This window comes from Devosia sp. Leaf64, from assembly GCF_001421945.1.
GTDB lineage: Bacteria > Pseudomonadota > Alphaproteobacteria > Rhizobiales > Devosiaceae > Devosia.
Genome location: NZ_LMLO01000024.1, coordinates 387,517 through 409,325, shown reverse-complemented (window position 1 = coordinate 409,325; position 21,809 = coordinate 387,517). Strand labels below are relative to the sequence as shown.

At 61.2% G+C, this 21,809-nt stretch carries 22 protein-coding genes; 15 read left to right on the top strand and 7 right to left on the bottom strand.

The features are described 5' to 3' along the window. The first annotated feature begins 38 nt into the window (after window positions 1-38). Genes urtC through urtE form a run of 3 tightly spaced genes read left to right on the top strand, consistent with a single transcriptional unit; the run spans window position 39 to window position 2,686 of the window. Entirely contained in the window at window positions 39-1,232 is a 1,194-nt protein-coding gene (urtC, locus tag ASE94_RS19680; protein ID WP_082461334.1) for an urea ABC transporter permease subunit UrtC, read from the top strand. Window positions 1,233-1,235: 3 nt separating this feature from the next. After that, window positions 1,236-1,985, top strand: coding sequence for an urea ABC transporter ATP-binding protein UrtD (gene urtD, locus ASE94_RS19675; RefSeq protein ID WP_062631727.1), 750 nt, complete (start codon window positions 1,236-1,238; stop codon window positions 1,983-1,985). Next, entirely contained in the window at window positions 1,982-2,686 is a 705-nt protein-coding gene (urtE, locus tag ASE94_RS19670) for an urea ABC transporter ATP-binding subunit UrtE (RefSeq protein ID WP_062631726.1), read from the top strand. Before urtD ends, urtE begins: the two co-directional genes overlap by 4 nt. Window positions 2,687-2,741: 55 nt before the next feature. On the opposite strand, the gene ASE94_RS19665 is transcribed toward urtE, so the two are convergent. Then, on the bottom strand, window positions 2,742-3,098 hold the full coding sequence (locus ASE94_RS19665) for a hypothetical protein (protein ID WP_062631725.1): 357 nt from the start codon (window positions 3,096-3,098) through the stop codon (window positions 2,742-2,744). A gap of 259 nt (window positions 3,099-3,357) precedes the next feature. Between ASE94_RS19665 and ASE94_RS19660 the strand changes: the two genes are divergently transcribed. The 12 genes from ASE94_RS19660 to ureG all read left to right on the top strand — a co-directional run bounded on the left by ASE94_RS19660 (window position 3,358) and on the right by ureG (window position 11,463). After that, the gene (locus ASE94_RS19660; RefSeq protein WP_244484225.1) at window positions 3,358-4,029 is read left to right on the top strand and encodes an urease accessory protein UreD; all 672 of its coding nucleotides are present in this window, start codon (window positions 3,358-3,360) and stop codon (window positions 4,027-4,029) included. Between the two features lie 11 nt (window positions 4,030-4,040). Beyond that, the gene (locus ASE94_RS19655; RefSeq protein WP_061910895.1) at window positions 4,041-4,343 is read left to right on the top strand and encodes an urease subunit gamma; all 303 of its coding nucleotides are present in this window, start codon (window positions 4,041-4,043) and stop codon (window positions 4,341-4,343) included. Window positions 4,344-4,353: 10 nt separating this feature from the next. Next, on the top strand, window positions 4,354-4,932 hold the full coding sequence (locus ASE94_RS19650; protein WP_062631723.1) for a HupE/UreJ family protein: 579 nt from the start codon (window positions 4,354-4,356) through the stop codon (window positions 4,930-4,932). Between the two features lie 7 nt (window positions 4,933-4,939). Continuing rightward, on the top strand, window positions 4,940-5,245 hold the full coding sequence (locus tag ASE94_RS19645) for an urease subunit beta (RefSeq protein WP_062631722.1): 306 nt from the start codon (window positions 4,940-4,942) through the stop codon (window positions 5,243-5,245). A 102-nt stretch (window positions 5,246-5,347) separates the two neighbouring features. Continuing rightward, entirely contained in the window at window positions 5,348-5,767 is a 420-nt protein-coding gene (locus ASE94_RS19640; RefSeq protein ID WP_156352232.1) for a hypothetical protein, read from the top strand. Between the two features lie 102 nt (window positions 5,768-5,869). Continuing rightward, window positions 5,870-7,579 carry an urease subunit alpha gene (gene ureC / locus ASE94_RS19635; RefSeq protein ID WP_062631720.1) on the top strand — a complete coding sequence of 570 codons (1,710 nt, stop codon included), beginning with the start codon at window positions 5,870-5,872 and terminating at the stop codon, window positions 7,577-7,579. Continuing rightward, entirely contained in the window at window positions 7,579-8,709 is a 1,131-nt protein-coding gene (locus ASE94_RS19630) for a tetratricopeptide repeat protein (protein ID WP_062631719.1), read from the top strand. The genes ureC and ASE94_RS19630 overlap by 1 nt, the downstream gene beginning before the upstream one ends. Before the next feature lie 86 nt (window positions 8,710-8,795). After that, a complete protein-coding gene (locus ASE94_RS19625; RefSeq protein ID WP_061910885.1) occupies window positions 8,796-9,236 on the top strand; it encodes an MliC family protein in 441 nt (146 codons plus the stop codon). Window positions 9,237-9,256: 20 nt separating this feature from the next. Beyond that, a complete protein-coding gene (locus ASE94_RS19620) occupies window positions 9,257-9,727 on the top strand; it encodes an urease accessory protein UreE (RefSeq protein WP_062631718.1) in 471 nt (156 codons plus the stop codon). A gap of 3 nt (window positions 9,728-9,730) precedes the next feature. Continuing rightward, window positions 9,731-10,387, top strand: coding sequence for an urease accessory protein UreF (locus ASE94_RS19615; protein ID WP_062631717.1), 657 nt, complete (start codon window positions 9,731-9,733; stop codon window positions 10,385-10,387). 2 nt (window positions 10,388-10,389) lie between these two features. Continuing rightward, window positions 10,390-10,815 (top strand): DUF3995 domain-containing protein, encoded by a 426-nt coding sequence (locus tag ASE94_RS19610; protein WP_062631716.1) that lies wholly within the window; start codon window positions 10,390-10,392, stop codon window positions 10,813-10,815. 15 nt (window positions 10,816-10,830) lie between these two features. Continuing rightward, window positions 10,831-11,463: an urease accessory protein UreG gene (ureG, locus tag ASE94_RS19605; protein WP_062631715.1), complete on the top strand. Its 633-nt coding sequence runs from the start codon at window positions 10,831-10,833 to the stop codon at window positions 11,461-11,463. Between the two features lie 70 nt (window positions 11,464-11,533). On the opposite strand, the gene glgX is transcribed toward ureG, so the two are convergent. From glgX to ASE94_RS21545, 6 genes are all read right to left on the bottom strand, one after another. Further along, window positions 11,534-13,534: a glycogen debranching protein GlgX gene (gene glgX, locus ASE94_RS19600; RefSeq protein WP_062631714.1), complete on the bottom strand. Its 2,001-nt coding sequence runs from the start codon at window positions 13,532-13,534 to the stop codon at window positions 11,534-11,536. Window positions 13,535-13,544: 10 nt separating this feature from the next. After that, entirely contained in the window at window positions 13,545-15,176 is a 1,632-nt protein-coding gene (locus tag ASE94_RS19595; RefSeq protein ID WP_062631713.1) for an alpha-D-glucose phosphate-specific phosphoglucomutase, read from the bottom strand. Continuing rightward, a complete protein-coding gene (glgA, locus tag ASE94_RS19590) occupies window positions 15,157-16,617 on the bottom strand; it encodes a glycogen synthase GlgA (protein ID WP_062631839.1) in 1,461 nt (486 codons plus the stop codon). The genes ASE94_RS19595 and glgA overlap by 20 nt, the downstream gene beginning before the upstream one ends. Next, window positions 16,617-17,888 carry a glucose-1-phosphate adenylyltransferase gene (glgC, locus tag ASE94_RS19585; protein WP_061910869.1) on the bottom strand — a complete coding sequence of 424 codons (1,272 nt, stop codon included), beginning with the start codon at window positions 17,886-17,888 and terminating at the stop codon, window positions 16,617-16,619. The genes glgA and glgC overlap by 1 nt, the downstream gene beginning before the upstream one ends. Window positions 17,889-17,944: 56 nt before the next feature. Beyond that, the gene (gene glgB, locus ASE94_RS19580; protein ID WP_061910867.1) at window positions 17,945-20,143 is read right to left on the bottom strand and encodes a 1,4-alpha-glucan branching protein GlgB; all 2,199 of its coding nucleotides are present in this window, start codon (window positions 20,141-20,143) and stop codon (window positions 17,945-17,947) included. Window positions 20,144-20,229: 86 nt separating this feature from the next. Further along, window positions 20,230-21,809, bottom strand: a 1,580-nt coding sequence (locus ASE94_RS21545) for a glycogen/starch/alpha-glucan phosphorylase (RefSeq protein WP_244484218.1), incomplete at its 5' end; no start/stop codon positions are given.

The window sequence follows — 21,809 nt, the reverse complement described above, 5'->3', positions numbered from 1 at the left end:
GAAATCCCGCCCTGCACTTCGACTTCCGGAGACATCGCATGCTGACCCAAGCCCTGTTCCGCGCCCTCGACAAAAAGGCCATCTGGGTCATCGGCATCTTCCTCGCCGTCGCTATCCTCGTGCCCATGGCGAACCTTCTGATCCCGCCCGGCCAATTCGGCCACGTCCCGACCTATCTCGTCTCGCTCCTCGGCAAATATCTCAGCTACGCCATCCTCGCGCTCGCGCTCGATCTCGTCTGGGGCTATTGCGGCATTCTCTCGCTCGGCCACAGCGCCTTCTTCGCGCTCGGCGGCTATGCCATGGGCATGTATCTCATGCGCCAGATCGGCACCCGCGGCGTCTATGGCAATCCGACGCTGCCCGACTTCATGGTCTTCCTCAATTGGAAGGAACTGCCCTGGTACTGGATGGGCTTTGATAATTTCTGGTTCGCCATGGCGATGGTCATCCTCGTACCCGGCCTCCTCGCCTTCATCTTCGGCTTCTTCGCCTTCCGCAGCCGCGTGACCGGCGTTTATCTCTCGATCATCACCCAGGCGATGACCTTCGCCCTGTTGCTTGCCTTCTTCCGCAACGACATGGGCTTTGGCGGCAATAATGGCCTCACCGACTTCAAGGATATCCTCGGCGCACCGGTCCAGGCCCAGAGCACTCGTGTCGCGCTTTTTGCCGCCACGGCCATAGCTCTCGCGCTTTCGGTCCTTGTCTGCTCGATGATAGTCAATTCCAAACTCGGCAAGGTTATGGTCGCCGTGCGCGACGCCGAAAGCCGCACTCGCTTCATCGGCTACCGCGTCGAATACGTAAAACTCTTCGCCTTCACGGTCTCGGCCATCATGGCCGGCATTGCCGGCGCCCTCTACGTACCGCAGGTCGGCATCATCAATCCCGGCGAATTCGAGCCCGGCAATTCCATCGAAGTCGTCATCTGGACCGCCGTCGGTGGCCGCGGCACCCTGATCGGCCCGATCATCGGCGCCATCGTCGTCAATCTCGGAAAATCCTGGTTCACCAGCGCCCTGCCCGAATTCTGGCTCTTTGCCCTCGGCGCCCTTTTCATCTTCGTCACGCTGTTCCTGCCCAAGGGCATCGTCGGGCTCTGGAAGCAGCTCTTCGGCAATCGCCGCAAGCCCGAGCCGGCTGCTCCGACCCCGACCCAATCCGCTGACATCGAACGCGGCGAAGACCCGTCGACTTTCGACACCCCCCAACCCCGTCCGGCGGAGTAAGCTATGAGCAAAGCCCAAGATACGATGCTCTATCTCGACGGCGTCTCGGTTGCCTTCGACGGCTTCAAGGCCATCAACAATCTTTCGATCATCGTCCGCCCCACCGAAATGCTGGCTATCATCGGCCCCAACGGCGCGGGCAAGACGACGATGATGGACATCATAACCGGCAAGACGCGTCCTGATGCTGGCGATGTGATGTTCGATGGTCGCACGGACCTCACCAAGCTAGACGAAGCCGCGATTGCCAATCTCGGCATCGGCCGGAAATTCCAAAAGCCGACCGTGTTCGAGAGCCACACAGTGTGGGACAATCTCGAAATGGCGCTGAGAAAGCCCCGCGGCATCTTTGCGACGCTGTTTTACACCGCCAGCGACGACGACGTGGCCCGCATCACCGAAATCCTCGAAACCGTTCGTCTCCTCCACCGCAAGGACGAGCTAGCGGCCAATCTCAGCCACGGCCAGAAACAATGGCTCGAAATTGGCATGCTGCTTGCACAAGATCCTAAGCTCCTGCTCGTCGACGAACCCGTCGCCGGCATGACCGACAGCGAAACCGAGGAGACCGCGAAACTGCTGCGCGAAATCGCCCAAACCCGATCCGTCGTAGTGGTCGAGCACGACATGAGCTTCGTGCGCGAGCTCGGTTCGCGCGTCGTGTGCCTGGCCGAAGGCGCCGTTTTGGCCGAGGGCTCACTGGACCAGGTCAGCGCCAATCCCGTCGTGATCGAAAGGTATCTTGGACGATGACCGCAGCCCTTTCGATCTCGACTATAAATCTTCACTACGGCGCAGCGCAGGCGCTCAAGGGCGTCTCCATCGACTGCCAGCCCGGCAAGATCACCGCTGTCCTTGGCCGCAACGGCGTCGGCAAGTCCTCGACCCTTCGCGCCATCACTGGCATCAACCACATCTCGTCGGGCGCCATAACTTTTGGCAGCGACGTGCTTAAAAAAGCGCCACCCTATAGACGCGCTCGCATGGGCATCGGCTATGTGCCGCAGGGTCGCGAAATCTTCCCGCTGCTGACGGTCAAGGAAAACCTTGAAACCGGTTATGCCGGCCTCGCCCGCAGCGACAGAAACGTTCCCGACTACATTTTCGAGCTGTTCCCGGTCCTGAAATCCATGCTTGGTCGACGGGGCGGCGATCTCTCGGGTGGTCAGCAGCAGCAGCTTGCAATAGGCCGCGCCCTGGTTACCCGACCCAAAGTTCTGGTTCTCGATGAACCCACGGAAGGCATTCAGCCATCGATCATCAAGGATATCGGCAGAGCCCTACAATTCCTCCGCGACGAAAAGGGCATGACCATTCTCTTGGTCGAACAATTCCTCGATTTCTGCCGCGAGATCTCCGACGACATCTACGTCATGGACCGCGGTGAAATCATGCACAAAGGCCCGGCGAGCGATCTCGATAGGCCGGACGTGCGCAAACACTTGATGGTATAAACAAAAAGGCACCTGACCGAAGTCAGGTGCCCGAAAGACGCTGATGAGCGAACTTTTACTTGGTGAAGCCGCCAGCGGTGCAAGCTTCCAGCGAGATGGTGTCGAGGTCGATCGTGGTCGTAGCGTTAGCAGTTTCGCTCACAGCCGGAGTGTTGGCAGCGGCAGTATCGCCAGCAGTCGTGCTGGATGCGCCATTGGTGTCAGCACCCATACCACCGGTTACTTCACCGTCTTCAGTCGTTGGGGCGAGCGATTCAGTGGACGAAGCGTTTGCAAGCTGGTCACAACGCTGCTGGACGGCCGGCTGGTCTGCTTCGGAAACAGCGACGCCATTGATCATCATGCCCTGGGCAAAAGCAGCGCCAGAGAAAGCAACGGTAAGAGCGAGAACAGAAAGAGCGGACTTGATCATTTATAACCCTCTTGAAAATTCTTTATGAAAGAGCGCTTGCTCGCCTAAATAACGGGGCTGAGGCCAGATCGTTGCAATGAATTTCGCCGTAAAGCCAAATTTAGAGGCAGTTCGTCCAACGTCGCATATGCAACGAGCGCGGGGCATTGGGCGCATTAAAACCAAACAGCGCGACGGCAAGACTTGCCTCGATACGCTTTTCCAAGAAGGCTGCGGCAAGATACGTTTGCCTCATACGCACTCCCAAGCACTCGAAGCCGTGCTGATAAATACAGCGGGCGGTATTACTGGCGGGGACCAAATTGATTGGTCCGCCGAAGTTTCGCCCCGCGGCAAACTGGTCGTCACCACTCAGGCCTGCGAACGCAGCTATCGCTCGACCGGAGATACGGCGCTTGTCCGAGCCAAACTCCGCGTGGGCGCGGGCGCTCATCTCGATTGGCTGCCGCAAGAGACAATCCTGTTTGCTGGCAGCAAACTGAGCCGCACACTCGACATCACGCTGGAACCTGCTGCGACGCTGACGGCGATCGAGGCGGTCCTTCTCGGCCGCGATGCCATGGGCGAGGAAGCCCGCGATGCCATGTTCTCCGACAATTGGCGCATCTATCGCGGAGACCGCCTGCTCCATGCCGAAGCAACCCGCCTGACGGGCGATGGCAGCGAGCGCGATGGTTTGTCCCTGCTAGACGGCTGCCGAGCGTTCGCCTCCATTCTCCATGTGGCCACCAATGCGGATATGGCCAACATCGTATTGGACCGCCTTCGCCTTCAGCACACCGGAAAAGACATGATCGCGGCCAGCGCCAATGGCGAACGTCTCGTCATCCGCGCCATGGCGCCAACTGGGCTTGCCTTGCGCCGCCTTATTGTACCAACTCTGCTCGAATTGACCGGCGCTGGCGATTTGCCGCGTCTCTGGCACCTTTAGGAAAACGGCCGATGAACCTGACCCCTCGCGAAAAAGACAAGCTGCTCATCGCCATGGCCGCGATCGTCGCGCGCAAACGACTCGAACGCGGCGTAAAACTCAATCATCCCGAGGCCATCGCGCTGATCACTGATTTCGTCGTCGAAGGCGCCCGCGATGGTCGTGCCGTATCCGAACTGATGGAAGCCGGCGCCCATGTGATCACACGCGCCCAGGTCATGGAGGGCATTGCCGAGATGATCCACGACGTCCAGGTCGAAGCCACTTTCCCAGACGGCACCAAGCTCGTCACCGTTCACCAACCCATCCGCTGAAGAGGCACAAATGTTCAAGCGCGCGCTGATCGCTCTATCCATCCTGGCGGCCGCCACCATGCCCGCCTTTGCTCATCTTGACCCCGGCGAACATGGCTCCTTCGCCGCCGGCTTCAGCCACCCCCTCTTCGGCCTCGATCATATCCTTGCCATGGTCGCCGTCGGGCTCTGGGCCGCCATGCAGGGCGGCCGCGCGGTATGGATTGTTCCCGCAGCCTTCGTCGGCACCATGGCCGTCGGCTTTGCCGCTGCCATTGCTGGCGTGCCCCTACCCTTCGTCGAGCCCGTCATTCTCGCCTCGGTCATCTTCATCGGCATCGCTGTGGCACTCGCCCTCCCAGTCCCGACCGCAGGCGTCGCGGCAATGGTCGGCTTCTTCGCTTTCTTCCATGGTCATGCTCATGGCGGCGAGCTCGGCGAAGCAGGCGCTTGGCAATTCGCGCTGGGCTTTGTCATCGCCACTGTTGTGCTGCACCTCGTCGGCATCGGGGCCGGCCTTTCGCTCTCCCGCTTCGGTGGCAAGGCACTAGGTCGCATCGCTGGCGCAGCGACCGCGCTCGGCGGCCTGTGGCTCGCTTTTGCAGCGTGAGGTCGGCATGATCCCCGGACAAATCATCACCGCCCAAGGCACGATCGAACTCAATGCAGGGCTCGAGCAACTGACCCTCGAAGTGGCGAACACCGGTGACCGGCCGATCCAGGTCGGCTCGCATTACCACTTCTATGAAACCAATGCCGGCCTCCGCTTTGATCGCGAAAAGACCCGCGGCATGCGACTCGACATTGCAGCAGGCACCGCGGTGCGTTTTGAACCAGGCCAAGCCCGCGAAGTGCGGCTCATCCCGATCGGGGGCGACCGCCAAGTTTTCGGCTTCCGCCAAAAGATCATGGGCGCGCTCTGATCATGCGTGGTCGTCTGGGCATTTTCCGGTCTTCGCCGTGGCAATCGGCAGCGATTGATGGTTTAAACACCACCAATTCCACTGCCATTTGCCTGGATGACCATGACTGCCCAGACCAAAGACAACGCCGCCCGCAATGCCGAATTCAAGCAGCGCTTTACAGCGGTCGTCAGCGACATCGTGACATCGGGCGGCGAGGACGGCCAAGCCATGGCCATGATCGGTCATCTGGCCTCAGATATTGCCGCCAGCCTGCAGCAGCAAAATTGGGTCACTGCGAAAGCCAATATGACATCAGAGGTCTACAACGACCTGCTGAAAATCTTCGAAAAGCGCGGCAACGAATACCATCAGGCGGACAAGACCAAGCACGCCTATGCTATTCAGGCGCTCGCCATGTCGCTGATCGCGGCGACCATGCGCTCGGATACGCAAATTGCCGAGGGCGAGAAAATTCTCGATGCCATCATCGATCGCTCGGTCGCGGTCTACCAGACTCAATCTCGCAAGACCGCACACTAACCGACTCTAAAATCACAGCTTTCACGCAGCGTAGACGCACGGCCAAACTTGGCCGGGCGCGTTTGCCGTTGCCGTCCCGTTTCTCCTGATCCCGGAGCCGCCATGCCCGCCCGCATTTCCCGCGCCACCTATGCCGACATGTACGGTCCCACCACCGGCGACAAGGTGCGCCTGGCCGATACCGAACTTTTCATCGAAGTGGAGAAGGATTTCACCACCTATGGCGAAGAGGTAAAATTCGGCGGCGGCAAGGTCATCCGCGATGGCATGGGCCAGTCCCAGCGCACCCGCGCCGAGGGGGCCGTCGATACCGTCATCACCAATGCGCTCGTCGTCGATTATACCGGCATCTTCAAGGCCGATATTGGCCTCAAGAACGGCCGCATCGTCGGCATAGGCAAGGCTGGCAATCCGGACACGCAATCGGGCGTCGACATCATTATCGGCCCCTCGACCGAAGCCATTGCCGGCGAAGGCAAGATCCTGACCGCTGGCGGCATGGATGCCCACATTCACTTCATCTGCCCCCAGCAGATCGAAGAAGCTCTGATGTCGGGCGTCACCACCATGCTCGGCGGCGGTTCGGGCCCGGCCCATGGCACCCTTGCCACCACATGCACCGGCGCCTGGCATGTCGAGCGCATGATCGAAAGTTTTGATGCTTTCCCGATGAACCTGGCGCTGGCCGGCAAGGGCAATGCCTCGGTCCCTGCCCCACTCGTCGAGATGATCCTTTCCGGCGCCTCTGCGCTCAAGCTACACGAGGATTGGGGCACGACCCCCGCCGCCATCGACAATTGCCTCTCGGTCGCCGATGAGTATGACGTGCAGGTAATGATCCACACCGACACGCTCAATGAATCCGGCTTCGTCGAAGATACGGTCGGCGCCTTCAAGGGCCGCACCATCCACGCCTTCCACACCGAAGGCGCCGGCGGCGGCCACGCCCCCGATATCCTTAAGGTCGCGGGCCTCCCGAACGTCATTCCCTCTTCGACCAATCCAACGCGGCCCTACACGGTCAACACCATCGCCGAGCATCTCGACATGCTCATGGTCTGCCACCACCTCGATCAGTCGATCCCCGAGGACGTCGCCTTCGCCGAGTCGCGCATCCGCAAGGAAACCATCGCGGCCGAAGACATTCTTCACGATATGGGCGCCCTTTCGGTCATCTCCTCCGACAGCCAGGCCATGGGCCGCGTTGGCGAAGTGCTGATCCGCACCTGGCAGACCGCCGACAAGATGAAGCGCCAGCGCGGCAAGCTAGCCGAGGAAACTGGCGACAACGACAATTATCGCGTCCGCCGCTACATCGCCAAATACACGATCAACCCCGCCATCGCCCACGGCCTCAGCCAGCACATCGGCTCGGTGGAAGTCGGCAAGCGCGCAGACCTCGTCCTCTGGAACCCGGCCTTCTTCGGCGTAAAGCCCGAAATGGTCATCCTCGGCGGCTCCATCGCTGCCGCACCAATGGGCGACCCGAACGCCTCGATCCCGACGCCCCAGCCTATGCACTACCGCCCGATGTTCGGCGCCTTTGGCAAACTGGTCAGCCGTTCCTCGGTCACCTTCATATCCCAGGCTGCTCACGACGCTGGCCTCCGAAACCGCCTCGGCGTCGACAAGGACCTCCTTCCGGTTCAAAACACACGCGGCGGCATCGGCAAAGCCTCGATGAAGCTCAACACCGCCACCCCCAATATCGACGTGCACCCGGAAACCTACGAAGTGCGCGCCGACGGTGTACTTCTCACCTGCGAACCAGCTACGGTGCTGCCCATGGCGCAACGATATTTCCTGTTCTGATGAAGAAGCCGACCGGCACACTCAAAGGCCTCCCCACCAACCCTATCCTCGCCCTCCGCGCGACCGAGCTTCTGGCCAAGGGCGAGGAGCTTGAGCGTCAGGGCAAGATTGCCGATGCCGCGCGGCTCAGCGCCGAGCTCGTCAATGTCGCGCCTGACCTGCCGCAGGGGCACAAGCTCATGGGGAGCCTTGCCATGCGGACGGGCGCGGCGGAAATTGCCGCCGTTAGCTTCCGCCGGGCCCTTGCACTGCAGCCCCGTTCCGCCGAACTCCATATCGCACTGGCTCAGGCGCTGCTGGCGCTAAAGCAGCCGCAAGACGCGCTCGACCTTCTCAACAAGGGTCGGACGCTGCATCCAAATGATGGCGGCATCTTCCGCGAACTCGCCCAGGCCCAGCTCGATCTCGGCCAAAGTGACGCTGCGCTAAAGAGCTTCTCCCGCGCCGTCAAATTGCAGCCCAAGGACCTCTACGCCGCCCACATGGTGGCCGCGCTGTCCAACGAAGGCGCACCCGACACGACCTATGTCGCAGAACTCTTCGATTCCTACGCCGAAACCTTCGATGAGCATCTGACTGGCAAACTCGAATATCGCGTGCCGCAGGCCATTGCCGATCTTCTGGCGACGAACAATATCCAAACCGGCCCGACCCTCGATCTCGGCTGCGGCACCGGCTTGATGGGCGCCGCGCTACCGCAGTCAGCCCACCCGATCGACGGCATCGATATCGCGCCCAAAATGGTGGCGAAGGCCGAAGCGCGAGGGCTCTACCGCCATCTCGTCGTCGGCAACGCCACAACGGTTCTCGCTGCCAATGACGTCCTCGCCGGCCCCTATGCCCTCGTCGTCGCGACCGATGTGTTCATCTATATCGGCGACATCGAACCGCTGTTTCAGGCGCTCATGCCGCGCCTTTCACCCGGCGCTCACATCGCCTTCTCCATCGAAACCCATGACGGCGACGGCATCGCCGTCCGCTCCAGCGGCCGTTTCGCCCACGGCGCCGCCTATATTCGCGACCTCGCGGCCCGCCATGACCTCACCATCATTGCCGAGCGCGATCAGCCCATTCGCCTCGAGCGCGAAGTGCCGATTCCCGGCGCGATATTTCTCCTGCGACGGGCCTGATCGACGTTGCCAGAACATCCGAACACCATGATTGTGCGATTGAGTTCGACACGGTTCGACATCACGACATCATTGGAGGGAAGACCATGATCTCAGCGCGCACAATTCTCGCCGTCGCCTTGCTCAGCCTCGGCAGCGCTCCGCTGCTGGCTCAGGACACGACCGAAGCTCCGGCCGAAGCCGCGCCAGCCGCGGTGCCCGTCGCGCCGCCTGCAGCGGTCGCCGACATGACCCTGACCCTTTCGAGCGCCAGCGACATCGAGCGCACCGTCGCCATCTATCAGTGCGACAATGGCGAAGGTTTCCGCGTCCAATATATCAACGCCGCGCCCAATTTCCTGGCGCTCGTGCCGGTCGAAGGCGAAGTCCATGTCTTCGTAACGACCGTATCCGCGTCCGGAGCCCGCTATGTCTCTGGCCCCTATGAGTGGTCGACCAAGGGCGATGACGCGACACTCAGCGATCTACAGGCCGAAGAAGGCGCCCCGCCGCTCGCCACCTGCCTTGCCGCCAGCAACACCCCGTAATTTCCAAGGATAAGCCGTCCATGCACCGTGCCGTCGCCCATCTTCCTGCCAATCACGGCCGCGGCGCCCCCATCGACACGATCACCCTGGCGCATGACGAGCGCCGGGTGCGCCGCAAGCTACTGACCGGAAAGAACGGCACCGAGGTCATGGTCGACTTCCCCAATTCCGTCACGCTCGACCATCAGGGCGGCCTCGAACTGGAAGACGGCCGCATCATCGAAGTGCTGGCAGCGAAAGAAATTCTCTACGCTGTGACTGCAAGTGACGCGGCTCATCTGCTGCGCCTCGCCTGGCATATCGGCAATCGGCACACCCCCGCCCAGCTCGACGCCGACCGCATCCTCATCAAGCGCGATCACGTGCTCAAGGGCATGCTCGAAGGCCTTGGCGCGAAGGTGACCGACGTCACCGAACCGTTCTTTGCCGAACATGGCGCCTATCACAGCCACAACCATGCCGAACCCGGCCATGCCTTGCTCGCGCGGTAAACCGTGAGCGCCGATCTCCAGAAACTTCTTACATGGCTCTCGCCGGCCTTCCCGGTCGGCGCCTTTGCCTGGTCAGCCGGCCTCGAAACCGCGATCGTCTCCCGCGCGGTGCATGATCGCATAACGGCACAAGACTGGATCAGCGGCGCCCTCCTTCACGGCGCGCTGCGCACCGACGCCATCCTCATGGCGCACGCCCACCGCGCTCCGCGCGACCCCAAAACCGTGCGCGATCTCGCCGATCTTTGCCTCGCCCTAACCCCAGCCCGCGAACGCCACGCCGAAACTACGATGACCGGCAACGCCTTCGTTACCGCTGCTACGGCATGGCCCGTCGACCCGCCGCTCGACCTCCCAAAACCCTGCCCTTATCCCATTTCCGTCGGCGCCCTTGCCGGCGCGCATGCCATTGCTTTGCGCGACACACTCGTCGCCTATCTCACCGCGACCGTGCATAGCCAGGTCTCGGTCGCCGTCCGCCTCGTGCCCATTGGCCAGACAGATGGCCTTGCCATTATGGCTGCGCTTGAACCACAGATCGCCCAACTCGCCGATCTGTGCCAGCATGCCACACTGGACGAAATCGGTAGCGTCGCCTATGGCGCCGATATCGCCCAGATGCAGCACGAAACGCTGCCCACAAGGATTTTCCGCTCGTGAACATGTTCATCGCGTCCCTCCTGTTCATTGCGCTTTTCACGGTTTCGCTCGCCCATTTCGTCTGGTCGATTGGGCGCACCTGGCCGATCCGCAACGAAAAGCTCCTGGCCCAGACCGTCGTCGGCTTCCGCGATATCGAACGCATGCCCCCGCGCCTCGCCTCGCTCGCCATTGCCCTCGCCACGGCCGCAGCCGCTATCTACGCCCTGGCGCTGGCCGACCATGATTCCGGCGGCACACTTCTCAATCTCGGTGGCTTGGCTTTCGCGGTAGTTTTCCTCGGCCGCGGCATTCTCGGCTACACCGCGAAATGGGCCGAGCTGACGCCCGAACCCAATTTCCGCCTCAACGACCGCCGCGTCTATTCCCCGCTATGCCTCGCCATCGGGCTCGGCTTTCTCGCCCTCGTCGTCCTGCGCTTTCTCTGAACCCCGGAGCATTTCATGACCAAAAGCCTCAACGGTCCCCTTCGCATCGGCATCGGCGGGCCAGTCGGCTCGGGCAAGACGACCCTCTGCGAAATGCTACTCAAGGCCATGCGCGAGCGCTATTCCATGGCCGTCGTCACCAATGACATCTACACACGCGAGGACGCGCTGATCCTCGCCCGCGTCCAGGCGATTTCCGAAGACCGCATCGTCGGCGTCGAAACCGGCGGCTGTCCCCATACGGCCATCCGCGAAGACGCCTCGCTCAACCTCGCGGCGATCGACGATCTCAACCGCAAGTTCCCCGATCTCGACATCATTCTTATCGAAAGCGGCGGCGACAATCTCGCCGCGACCTTCTCGCCCGATCTCGCTGACCTCACGATTTATGTGATCTCGGTCGCCCAGGGCGAAAAAATCCCGCGCAAGGGCGGCCCGGCCATCTCTCGCTCGGACCTGCTGGTCATCACCCACACCGACCTCGCGCCCCATGTCGGCGCCAGCCTCGAGGTGATGGAAAGCGACACCCAAAAAGTCCGCGAAGGCCGTCCGTACGTCTTCACCGATCTCCTCCGCCGCGAAAGCCTCGACCAGATCATTGGCTTCATCGAAAAGCACGGCGGTTTCCAGGCGATGGCCGCCGAATAGCCGCCACCCCACCCCCAGATCGTCACCCGGCGAACGCCGGGGCCCATCCTGAGCTTTCGTAACTCGGTCGTTACGGCCGAACCAGCGCCACGACCGACCGCGGCCCCACCTTCGCGACGCTCTCGGACACCGAGACCTCAAATCCCGGATCCGACTGGATGCCCAGAACCCAACCGCCCTCCGGCAGCCTGGCCTCCAGAGGATCGATCCGTCGGTTGAACCACACCAGCACCTCGTCACCCTCATAGCGCAGATGCATGCCGAGCACCGAGGCGCCGGCATCGTTCCAGTCGCCCTCGGTCATCTCGCGCCCGTACGGATGCAGCCAGACGACATCGCGCACGCTGTCATTATCCTGACCGGTAAAAAACGCGTCCGCGCTCAACGCCGGATGCGACTTGCGAAAGCTATTCAGCGCCGCGACGAAATCCACCAGCGCGCCATCGGCATTGTCCCAGTCGAGCCAGGTGATCTCATTGTCCTGCGCATAGGCATTATTGTTGCCCTGCTGTGTGCGATAGAGCTCATCGCCCTGCTGGATCAGCGGCGTCCCACGCGAAAAGAGCAGCGTCGCGAGGAGCGCCCGGACGTCGCGGCGCCGCGCGGAATTGATGCCCTCGTCCTCGGTTTCGCCCTCGACGCCGCAATTCCACGAATGGTTGTTGCCGTGCCCGTCGCGATTGTTCTCGCCATTGGCCTCGTTGTGCTTGTCATTGTAGCTGACGAGATCGCGCAGCGTAAAACCGTCATGCACCGCCAGCATATTGACGCTGTCGCTCGGGCTCCGGCCCGGCCTGTTGAAAACCTCTGCCGATCCAGAAAGCTTCCCCGCCAGCGCTCCGATCTTGTAGGACTCGCCCTTCCAGAATGAGCGTACCTCGTCGCGAAACGTGTCGTTATGCTCCTGGAATTCGGGCCCGAATTGTCCCAAGCCATAGCCACCCGGCCCGGGGTCCCACGGCTCGGCGACAAGAATGCACTGGCTCAATACCGGATCGGCCTTGATCATCCGCAGCATTTCGGCATCAGGATTGAAACCGGGATCGCGGCCCAAAATTGTCGCGAGATCGAAGCGGAAGCCTGAAACGCCAAGTTCTTCCACCCAATAGCGGAGGCTCTCGATGACGAGCCGCTGCACCGCCGGATGATCGCACCGCAGCGTATTGCCGGTGCCGGTATCGTTGACCAGCACCTTCTTCCCATCGACCTCAACGAAGCGATAATAGGTCTGCGCGTCGAGCCCCATCATGCTCAGCATCGGCCCTTCGGCATCGCTTTCGCCGGTGTGGTTATAGACGACGTCGAGGATCACCGAGATGCCGTTCTCCCGGTAGAGATCGGTCATCACGCGCAATTCTTGCGGCCCGCGCGGCGCGAGGCGCGGGTCTATGGCGAAATAAGCCACGGGGTTATAACCCCAGGCATTGGTCAGCCCCAGAGCCGGCAGATGCCCTTCGTCGATCCACGCGGCCACTGGCATCAACTGCAAGGTGTCGACACCGAGATACTTGAAATGATCGATTACACGTTGCGTCGTCAGCGCCGCGATCGTGCCGCGCAGCGGCCCCTGCACGCTCGGATGGCGCATGGAGAAGCCACGAACATTGAGCTCATAGAAAAGCCCCGGTTGCTCCCCGCGCGGCAAGGCATTCTCATTGCCATCCCCCACGACGATAGTCTTGGGGATCAGCGGCGCCGTATCCACCGCCTCTTCACGCCGCAACCGCAGACGCGGCGAACGAACAAAGACCCGGTCGAGCCGCCGTGCATAGGGATCGACCAGCAGCTTTTGCGGATCGAAGAAGAACCCCTGCTCCTCGTCATACCTTCCATCCGCGCGCAACCCATAGCGGGCTCCGGCGCCAATGCCGGCAATCAGGCCAGCCCGAATATTGTCCTGGTGCACGTCAAGTTCGACCCGCGCGATTTCCTGGTCCTGCTCGTCAAACAGCGAAACCCAGATGGCGCTGGCCGTTTCGGAATAAACGGCGAAATTGACGCCGTTTTCGGTGATGGTGGCGCCGAGCTTCGCAATGCTCCCGGCGCCCGGAACGAGTGTTGGTTCGCTCAACAAACTGGTCTCAGGTGATCACGCTCGGCTCGGTCCGGCCGGTACGCTTCTGGATGCCGGCAAGCTTTTCGATGATCGCGATCAATGGCGCCAGCGCCTCCTGCGTATCTAGATCGTGCTGGCCATCGGCAGGCTCATATCGCTCGAGATAGACACGCAATGTCGCCCCGACCGTACCTGTGCCCGAGAGGCGCAAAACGATGCGTGAGCCATCCTTGAAACCGATGCGAATGCCCTGCTTGGCGCTCGTCGATCCATCCACCGGATCATGATAGGTAAAGTCGTCGGCATAGGCGATTTCGAGCCCATCAATCACCTGGCCGGGCAGGCTCGACAGCCGCCCGCGCAGATCATCGACCAGCGCATTGGCGATGGCGCTATCGACCTCTTCATAGTCGTGGCGCGTATAGTAATTGCGGCCATAGGTCGCCCAGTGCTCGCGCACGATCTCGTCGACACCCTGCTTGCGCACCGCGAGAATATTGAGCCAGAGCAGCACGGCCCAAAGACCGTCCTTCTCGCGCACATGGTCCGAGCCAGTGCCGGCGCTTTCCTCGCCGCAGATCGTCACGCGACCGGCATCGAGGAGGTTACCGAAGAACTTCCAGCCGGTCGGAGTCTCGTGCATTTCGATGCCGAGCTTCTCGGCCACACGATCAGCCGCTGCGCTCGTCGGCATCGAGCGCGCAATGCCCGCGATCCCGCCCTTATAGCCCGGCGCCAGATGCGCATTCGCGGCTAGGAGAGCCAGCGAATCCGATGGCGTCACGAAGCGGTTCTTGCCGATAATCAGGTTGCGATCGCCGTCCCCATCCGAGGCCGCGCCGAAATCCGGCCCCTCAGGGGTCATCAGCAGGTCATACATATCCTTGCAATAGACAAGGTTCGGATCGGGGTGTCCGTCGTTGAACGACGGCGACGGCACGCCATTGATCACTGTCCCGGCAGGCGCCCCGAGAATGCCCTCGATAATCGCCTTGGCATAAGGTCCGGTCACGGCATTCATGGCGTCGAACGTCATGGTGAAACCAGACTTGAACAGCGCCCGGATCGCGTCGAAATCGAACAGCGTCTCCATCAGCGCGGCATAGTCCGTGACCGGATCGATCACCTCCACGACCATGTCGCCGACCTGCTGCGTGCCGATCTTCCCGAGATCGATATCAGGCGTATCGAGCGTCTTGTAACTGTCGATCACCTTGGTGCGGTCGAACACCGCATCGGTGATCTTTTCGGGCGCCGGTCCACCATTGCCGATATTGTACTTGATGCCGAAATCGCCTTCCGGCCCGCCCGGATTGTGGCTGGCCGAGAGCACCAGCCCGCCATAGGCCTTGTAGTGCCGGATGACATGGCTGGCTGCCGGCGTCGAAAGCAGACCGCCCTGACCGACCAGCACCTTGCCGAACCCGTTGGCCGCTGCAATGCGGATGGCCTTCTGGATGGCGACATCATTGTAATAGCGCCCGTCGCCGCCGATCACCAGGGTCTGGCCGGCAAAGCCCTCGAGACTGTCGAAAATCGCCTGGATATAGTTTTCGACGTAGTTTAGCTGCTGATAGACCGTGACGCGCTTGCGCAGGCCCGAGGTCCCCGGCTTCTGGTCGGCATAGGGCGTGGTCTTAATCGTCTGCAGTGTCATCGCGTTTCAGTCCAATCAGCGAAGCATAGAGTTCGGCATAGCGGGCGGCGCTGGTTTCCCAGCTCACATCCGATTTCATGCCGCGTCTCTGCATTTTCTTCCAGGTTTTATCGTCCGCAAAGAGCGCCAGCGTGCGCCTTATGGCATTAGACAAGGCGTCTTCGCTCGGTGGCGCAAATTGCACGCCCGTCGCCACTTCCGCCTGCAATGCGGCAACATTGGCGTCGATCACGGTATCATTGAGCCCGCCGACGCGGCTGACTAGCGGAATACAGCCATAGCGCAGCGCATAAAGCTGTGTCAGTCCGCATGGCTCGAACCGCGAGGGCACGACCATCACATCCGCCCCGCCCTGCACCAGATGGCTCAATTGTTCATTATAGCCGGTAACGAGACCCACCCGCCCAGGATGGCGCATCGCCGCCCCGCGCACGGCATTCTCGAGCTCGGCCTCGCCCGAACCCAGCACCGCCAACTGCCCGCCACCCTCGACCAGAAGGTCGATGGTGTTGACGAGGAGGTCGATCCCCTTCTGCCAGGTCAGGCGGCTGACAACCGCGAAGAGTGGCCCGGTTGATGGCTCAAGCCCAAACGCCTCCTGGATCGCGGCCTTATTGGCATTGCGGCCCATCAGCGAATTGGCGGTATAGGTTGATTTGAGGCTCATATCCGTCGCCGGATTCCACGCCTCCATATCGATACCGTTGAGCACACCGAACACGGTTTCCGAGCGATTATTGAGGAGCCCATCGAGCCCCATGCCGAACGCTGGCGTGCGGATTTCAGCGGCATAAGTCGGCGAGACAGTCGTCACGACATCGGCGCATTCGACGCCGGCCTTGAGATAACCGACCCCGCCATAATATTCGACCCCTTCGACCGAGAACGCATGCTGCGGCAGGCGCAATTGCGAAAAGATGTCGTAGCCATAGGTGCCCTGAAACGCCATATTGTGGACCGTCATCACGGTTTTCAGCGTCGAGGACGGGCCATATTTGACATAGGCCGGCACGAGCCCCGCCTGCCAGTCGTGGGCATGGATAACTTGCGGCTTATAGCCTTCGACAAGCCCGAGGCCCAATTCCGAAGCGACCCAGGAGAGCGCAGCAAAGCGCTTCCAGTTGTCCGGCCAGTCCCACCCTTCCGGCCCCACATACGGATTGCCCGGCCGGTCATAGAGCACCGGCGCATCGAGCACGATCAGGTCCATTCCATCGACGCGCCCGGCCAGCAGCCGCCCCGTGACCCCGAACAGGTCATCGAAATGATGGACCTCGCGCGCCGCGCCCAGCTTGGCCATCACCGCCGGATAGCCGGGCAGCAATGTTCGCATCGAAACGCCGTTTTGCGCCAGAGCCGCCGGCAACGCGCCGGCGACGTCAGCAAGACCACCCGTCTTGATGAGCGGATAGACCTCGGAAGCGACCGAAAGGACTTCGATCATCGATCGGCCAGATAGCGGTTGACCATGGCCTGGGTGATCAATGTCACGCCCTCTTCCGTGCGGCGGAACCACTTGGCATCGAATTCCGGATCTTCGCCCACGACGAGACCCGCCGGAATATTGACGCCGCGGTCAATGACGACCTTTCTCAGCCGCGCATTCTGCCCGATATCGCAATAGGGCAGCACGACGGCCTCATCGAGGGCCGAGTAGGAATGCACGCGCGACCCCGTAGACATCAGCGTGCGCTGCAGATGGCCGCCCGAAATGATGCAATCGCCCGAAACCAGCGAATTGACTGCGGAGCCGCGACGTCCGTCGAAGTCGTGCACGAACTTGGCCGGCGGCGTAATCTCGGCATAGGTCCAGATTGGCCAGTCGCGATCATAGAGATCGAGCTGCGGATTGATGTCGGTGAGATCGATATTGGCTTTCCAATAGGCATCGACCGTGCCGACGTCGCGCCAATAGGAAACCGTCTCGTTGCTCGAGCGCACGCAGGAGCGCGGGAATCGGTGTGCCCAGGCCGTGCCGTTCTTGACGATATAGGGAATGATGTCCTTGCCGAAATCGCGGCTCGAACCTTCCGTCGCCGCGTCGCGACGGAGCTGTTCCATCAGGAAACGCGTCTCGAAGACGTAAATACCCATCGATGCCAGAGCCATATCCGGCTTGTCCGGAATACCCGGCGGATCCTTGGGCTTTTCGACGAAATCGACGACGCGATCGCGCCCGTCGACATGCATCACACCAAAGCCCGTCGCTTCCATGCGCGGCACTTCAAGACAGCCGATGGTCACGTCGGCGCCCGTATCGACATGCTGCCGCAGCATGATCTCGTAGTCCATCTTGTAGATGTGGTCGCCGGCCAGGAGCACGATATAGCGCGGACCATAGTCCTCGATGATATCCATGTTCTGATACACGGCGTCGGCCGTGCCCGCATACCACATGTCTTCCTTGACGCGCTGGCTCGCGGGCAGCACGTCGAAGCTTTCGTTGCGCTCGGTGCGCAGGAAGTTCCAGCCACGCTGCAGGTGGCGAATGAGGCTGTGCGCCTGATATTGCGTCGCCACCGAAATGCGTCGAATGCCCGAATTGATGGCATTGGAGAGCGCGAAGTCGATAATACGCGACTTGCCGCCAAAATAGACGGCGGGCTTGGCGCGCCGGTCGGTCAGTTCCATCAGACGCGTGCCGCGTCCGCCAGCCAGAACATAGGCCATAGCCTCACGCGCCAATGGCGACGGTGCCCGATAATCAGCCATTCACTTCCTCCACTAGTGCCCGCCGCTCCCGCGGGACGTATTCACTCGATAACGTGTTATTCAGGCTCGTATTTCAGGAAAACTGTCGCCAGCGGCGGCAGGAAAACTTCCATTTCTGCAGGCAGGTGTCGGCCTTCGACCGGATACGCGGTCACAGCGCCCTGGTTGCCGGTATTGCCACCGGCATACCAACCCGCATCGGTATTGATCCGTTCAACCCAGCGCCCGGTCAGCGGCACCGGCACTTTATAGCCGCTGCGTGGAACAGGCGTCATATTGGAGATGACGACGACGGGGTCGGCGCCTTCGGCCTTTCTCAGCCATGCAAAGACCGTATTGGTCTGGTCATTCCCGATCAGCCATTCGAAGCCATCCGGCTCGCAATCGCGCTCGTGCAAGGCGGGCAGGCTGCGATAGGCCGCATTGAGATCGGCCACGAGGCGGCGCATCCCTTCGTGCGGCGCTGAATCGAGCAGCCACCAGTCAAGGCTGCGGCTCTCGGTCCATTCTTCGCGCTGCGCAAATTCTTGGCCCATGAACAACAGCTTCTTGCCCGGATGCCCCCACATGAAGGCGAGATAGGCGCGCAGATTGGCAAATTGCTGCCAATCGTCGCCCGGCATCTTGGTCAGGAGCGCACCCTTGCCGTGCACCACTTCATCATGGCTGAGCGGCAGGACGAAGTTTTCGCTGAAGGCGTAGACTAACCCGAATGTCATATCGCTGTGGTGATAGCGGCGATGGATCGCGTTGCGGCTCATGAACCGCAGCGTATCGTTCATGAAGCCCATGTTCCACTTGAACCCGAACCCCAGCCCCCCCGCATAGGTCGGCGCACTGACGCCCGGCCACGAAGTCGATTCCTCGGCAATCATGAAAGCGCCGGGGAATTGCCGGTAAACCTCGGCATTGACGCGCTGCAAGAAAGCGACCGCATCGAGATTCTCGTTTCCGCCATGCTGGTTTGGCACCCACTGCCCCGCCTGCCGCGAATAATCGAGATAGAGCATGGACGCCACCGCATCGACGCGCATGCCGTCGATATGGAACGTCTCGAACCAATAGAGCGCGCTATTGGTCAAGAAGGCGGAAACTTCCTTGCGCCCAAAATTGTAGATCGCGGTGTTCCAGTCAGGATGATAGCCCTGCCGCGGATCGGCATGCTCATAGAGCGCGGTGCCGTCAAAATGCGCCAAGCCGAATTCGTCGGTCGGGAAATGCGCTGGCACCCAATCGAGAATGACCCCGAGCCCCGCCTCATGCGCTGCGTTCACCAGCCGCGCAAATCCAGCCGGATCGCCAAAGCGCGCCGTCGGAGCAAACATACCCGTCGGCTGATAGCCCCAACTCGGATCATAGGGATGCTCGCTGACCGGCATGAATTCGAGATGGGTGTAACCCATATCAGCGGCATAGGGCACAAGCTGCTCGGCAAGCTGGTCATAGCTCATGAACGAGCCATCCGGCCGCCGCCGCCATGATCCCAAATGCACTTCATAGATCGACATGGGCGAGCGGCGCCAATCGCGCTTCGCCCGTTCTTCCATGTAGCGATCGTCTGTCCACGTAAACGGCGTCGGATCAGGCACGACCGAAGCATTGCGCGGCCGCAGTTCAGCCTGCCGCGCCATCGGATCGGCCTTTAGTGGCAAGACCTGCCCGTCGGCGCCGACAATTTCATATTTATAGATCGTCCCAGTGCCCAGAACCGGGATGAAGACTTCCCAGATCCCATCGCGATTGCGCATCGGGTGACGGCGGCCATCCCACTGGTTGAACGGCCCGACGACGGAAACGCGTCTCGCATTGGGCGCCCACACCGCAAAATGCGTCCCGTGGATGCCCTCGAATTCCATCTCGTGCGCGCCGAGCTTGTCGAAGAGTCTGAGGTGGCTGCCTTCCTTGATATAATAATCATCCATCGGCCCAAGCACGGGGCCGAAGGAAAACGGATCGAACACCGTCCAGACGCCGCCGGCGTTCTTGGCCTCGAACCGGATCGGCTGGCGCGCGTCGATGCTCACCTTGCCTTCGAAAAAACCACCGCCATGCCGGGGATAAAGATTGCCGAGCGGCTTGTCGTCGAGCGTGAAGGCCTCGACTGACTCCGCATGCGGAATAAAGGCGCGCAGCACCCAGTCCCCGCCTATCTCGTGCAGTCCGAGAACGCCGAAGGCATTGCCGTGGCGACCCGCCACGATGTCTTCGATATCCCTGCCCTCAGCCTGCCAAGCTTCTTTTGCCACGCCTTGCATCCCCCCATGACCAGCCAAATTCATTCAGGTGGTCGTCATTCGGTAAGGCCGCAGAGCGAAATTCGATCCGCGGCCTGACTTATTTTTCAAGCCGTCTGCACATCCCAGATGTCATGGGCATATTGCCTGATGGTCCGGTCGGACGAGAAGAAGCCCACATTGGCAGTGTTTCGGATGGCCATGGCATCCCAGCGCGAGCGGTCGAGCCAGGTTTTCTCGACCTTGGCCTGAGCGTCCCAATAGGCGTCGAAATCGCGGGCCACCATGAACCAGTCATGGTCGCGCAGCCCGCCGATCAGATCGCGATAGCGGTTCGGATCGTCCGGCGAATAGACACCCGAGGAGATCGCGTCGAGCGCCTCGCGCAGCCGGTGCGTGCTCTGGAGCACCTCAGCCGGTGCCTCGCCCTTCGCCCGCTTTTCATCCACCTGCTCGGTCGTAAGACCGAAGATGAAGATGTTGTCGTCCCCGACTTCCTTGTGCATTTCGACATTGGCGCCGTCCATCGTGCCGATGGTCAAGGCGCCATTGGCCATGAACTTCATGTTGCCGGTGCCCGAAGCCTCCATGCCCGCAGTCGAAATCTGCTCAGACAGATCGGCCGCCGGCACGATCAGTTCGGCGAGACTGACATTGTAATTGGGCAGGAACACCACCTTGAGGAGCCCGCGCACCGCCGGATCATTGTTGATCACGCGCGCCACGTCGTTGATCAGCTTGATGATCAGCTTGGCATTCCAGTAGCTCGGCGCCGCCTTGCCCGCGAAAATCTTGACGCGTGGCACCCAGTTCCGTTCCGGATGCGCCCGGATTTCATCATAGAGCGCCACGGCGTGAATGATGTTGAGCAATTGCCGCTTGTATTCGTGGATGCGCTTGATCTGCACGTCGAACAGCGCGTCGGCCGAAACCTTGACGTTGACACGGTCCTTGATGAGCTTGACCAGCCGCTCCTTGTTCGCGTGCTTGACGGCCGCAAACTGCTTCTGGAAACCGGGATCCTGCGCATGGGCGTCGAGCTGATGCAGCTTCTCGATGTCGTCGAGGAATTCGGGGCCGATGCGCTCGGTGATGAGCTTGGTCAGCCCGGGATTGCACTGCATCAACCAGCGCCGCGGCGTGATGCCGTTCGTCTTGTTGTTGATGCGCTCTGGATAGAGTTTGTGCAGATCGGCAAAAACCGTCTGCTTCATGAGTTCGGTATGAAGCGCGGACACGCCATTGATCGAGTGCGAGCCGACGAAGGCCAACTGCCCCATGCGGACGCGGCGCCCGCCATGCTCGTCGATCAGCGATACATTGGCGACCTGCTGGTCGCTGAATGACGCCTTGGCCCGCGCTTCGGTCAAAACCGCAGCGTTGATCTGGTAGACGATCTGCATGTGCCGCGGCAGCAACCGCTCGAGCAGCGCCACCGGCCAGCTTTCGAGCGCCTCGGGCAGAAGCGTGTGGTTGGTGTAACCAAACGTGCCCTTGGTCAGCTTCCATGCCTCTTCCCACTTCAGGCCATTCTCATCGACGAGAATGCGCATGAGCTCGGCCACGGAAATGGCGGGGTGGGTATCGTTGAGCTGGATCGCGACCTTGTCCGGCAGCGAACCGAGATCGCCATATTGCTGAAGATGCCGGCGAACGATGTCCTGGAGCGATGCGCAGGAGAAGAAGA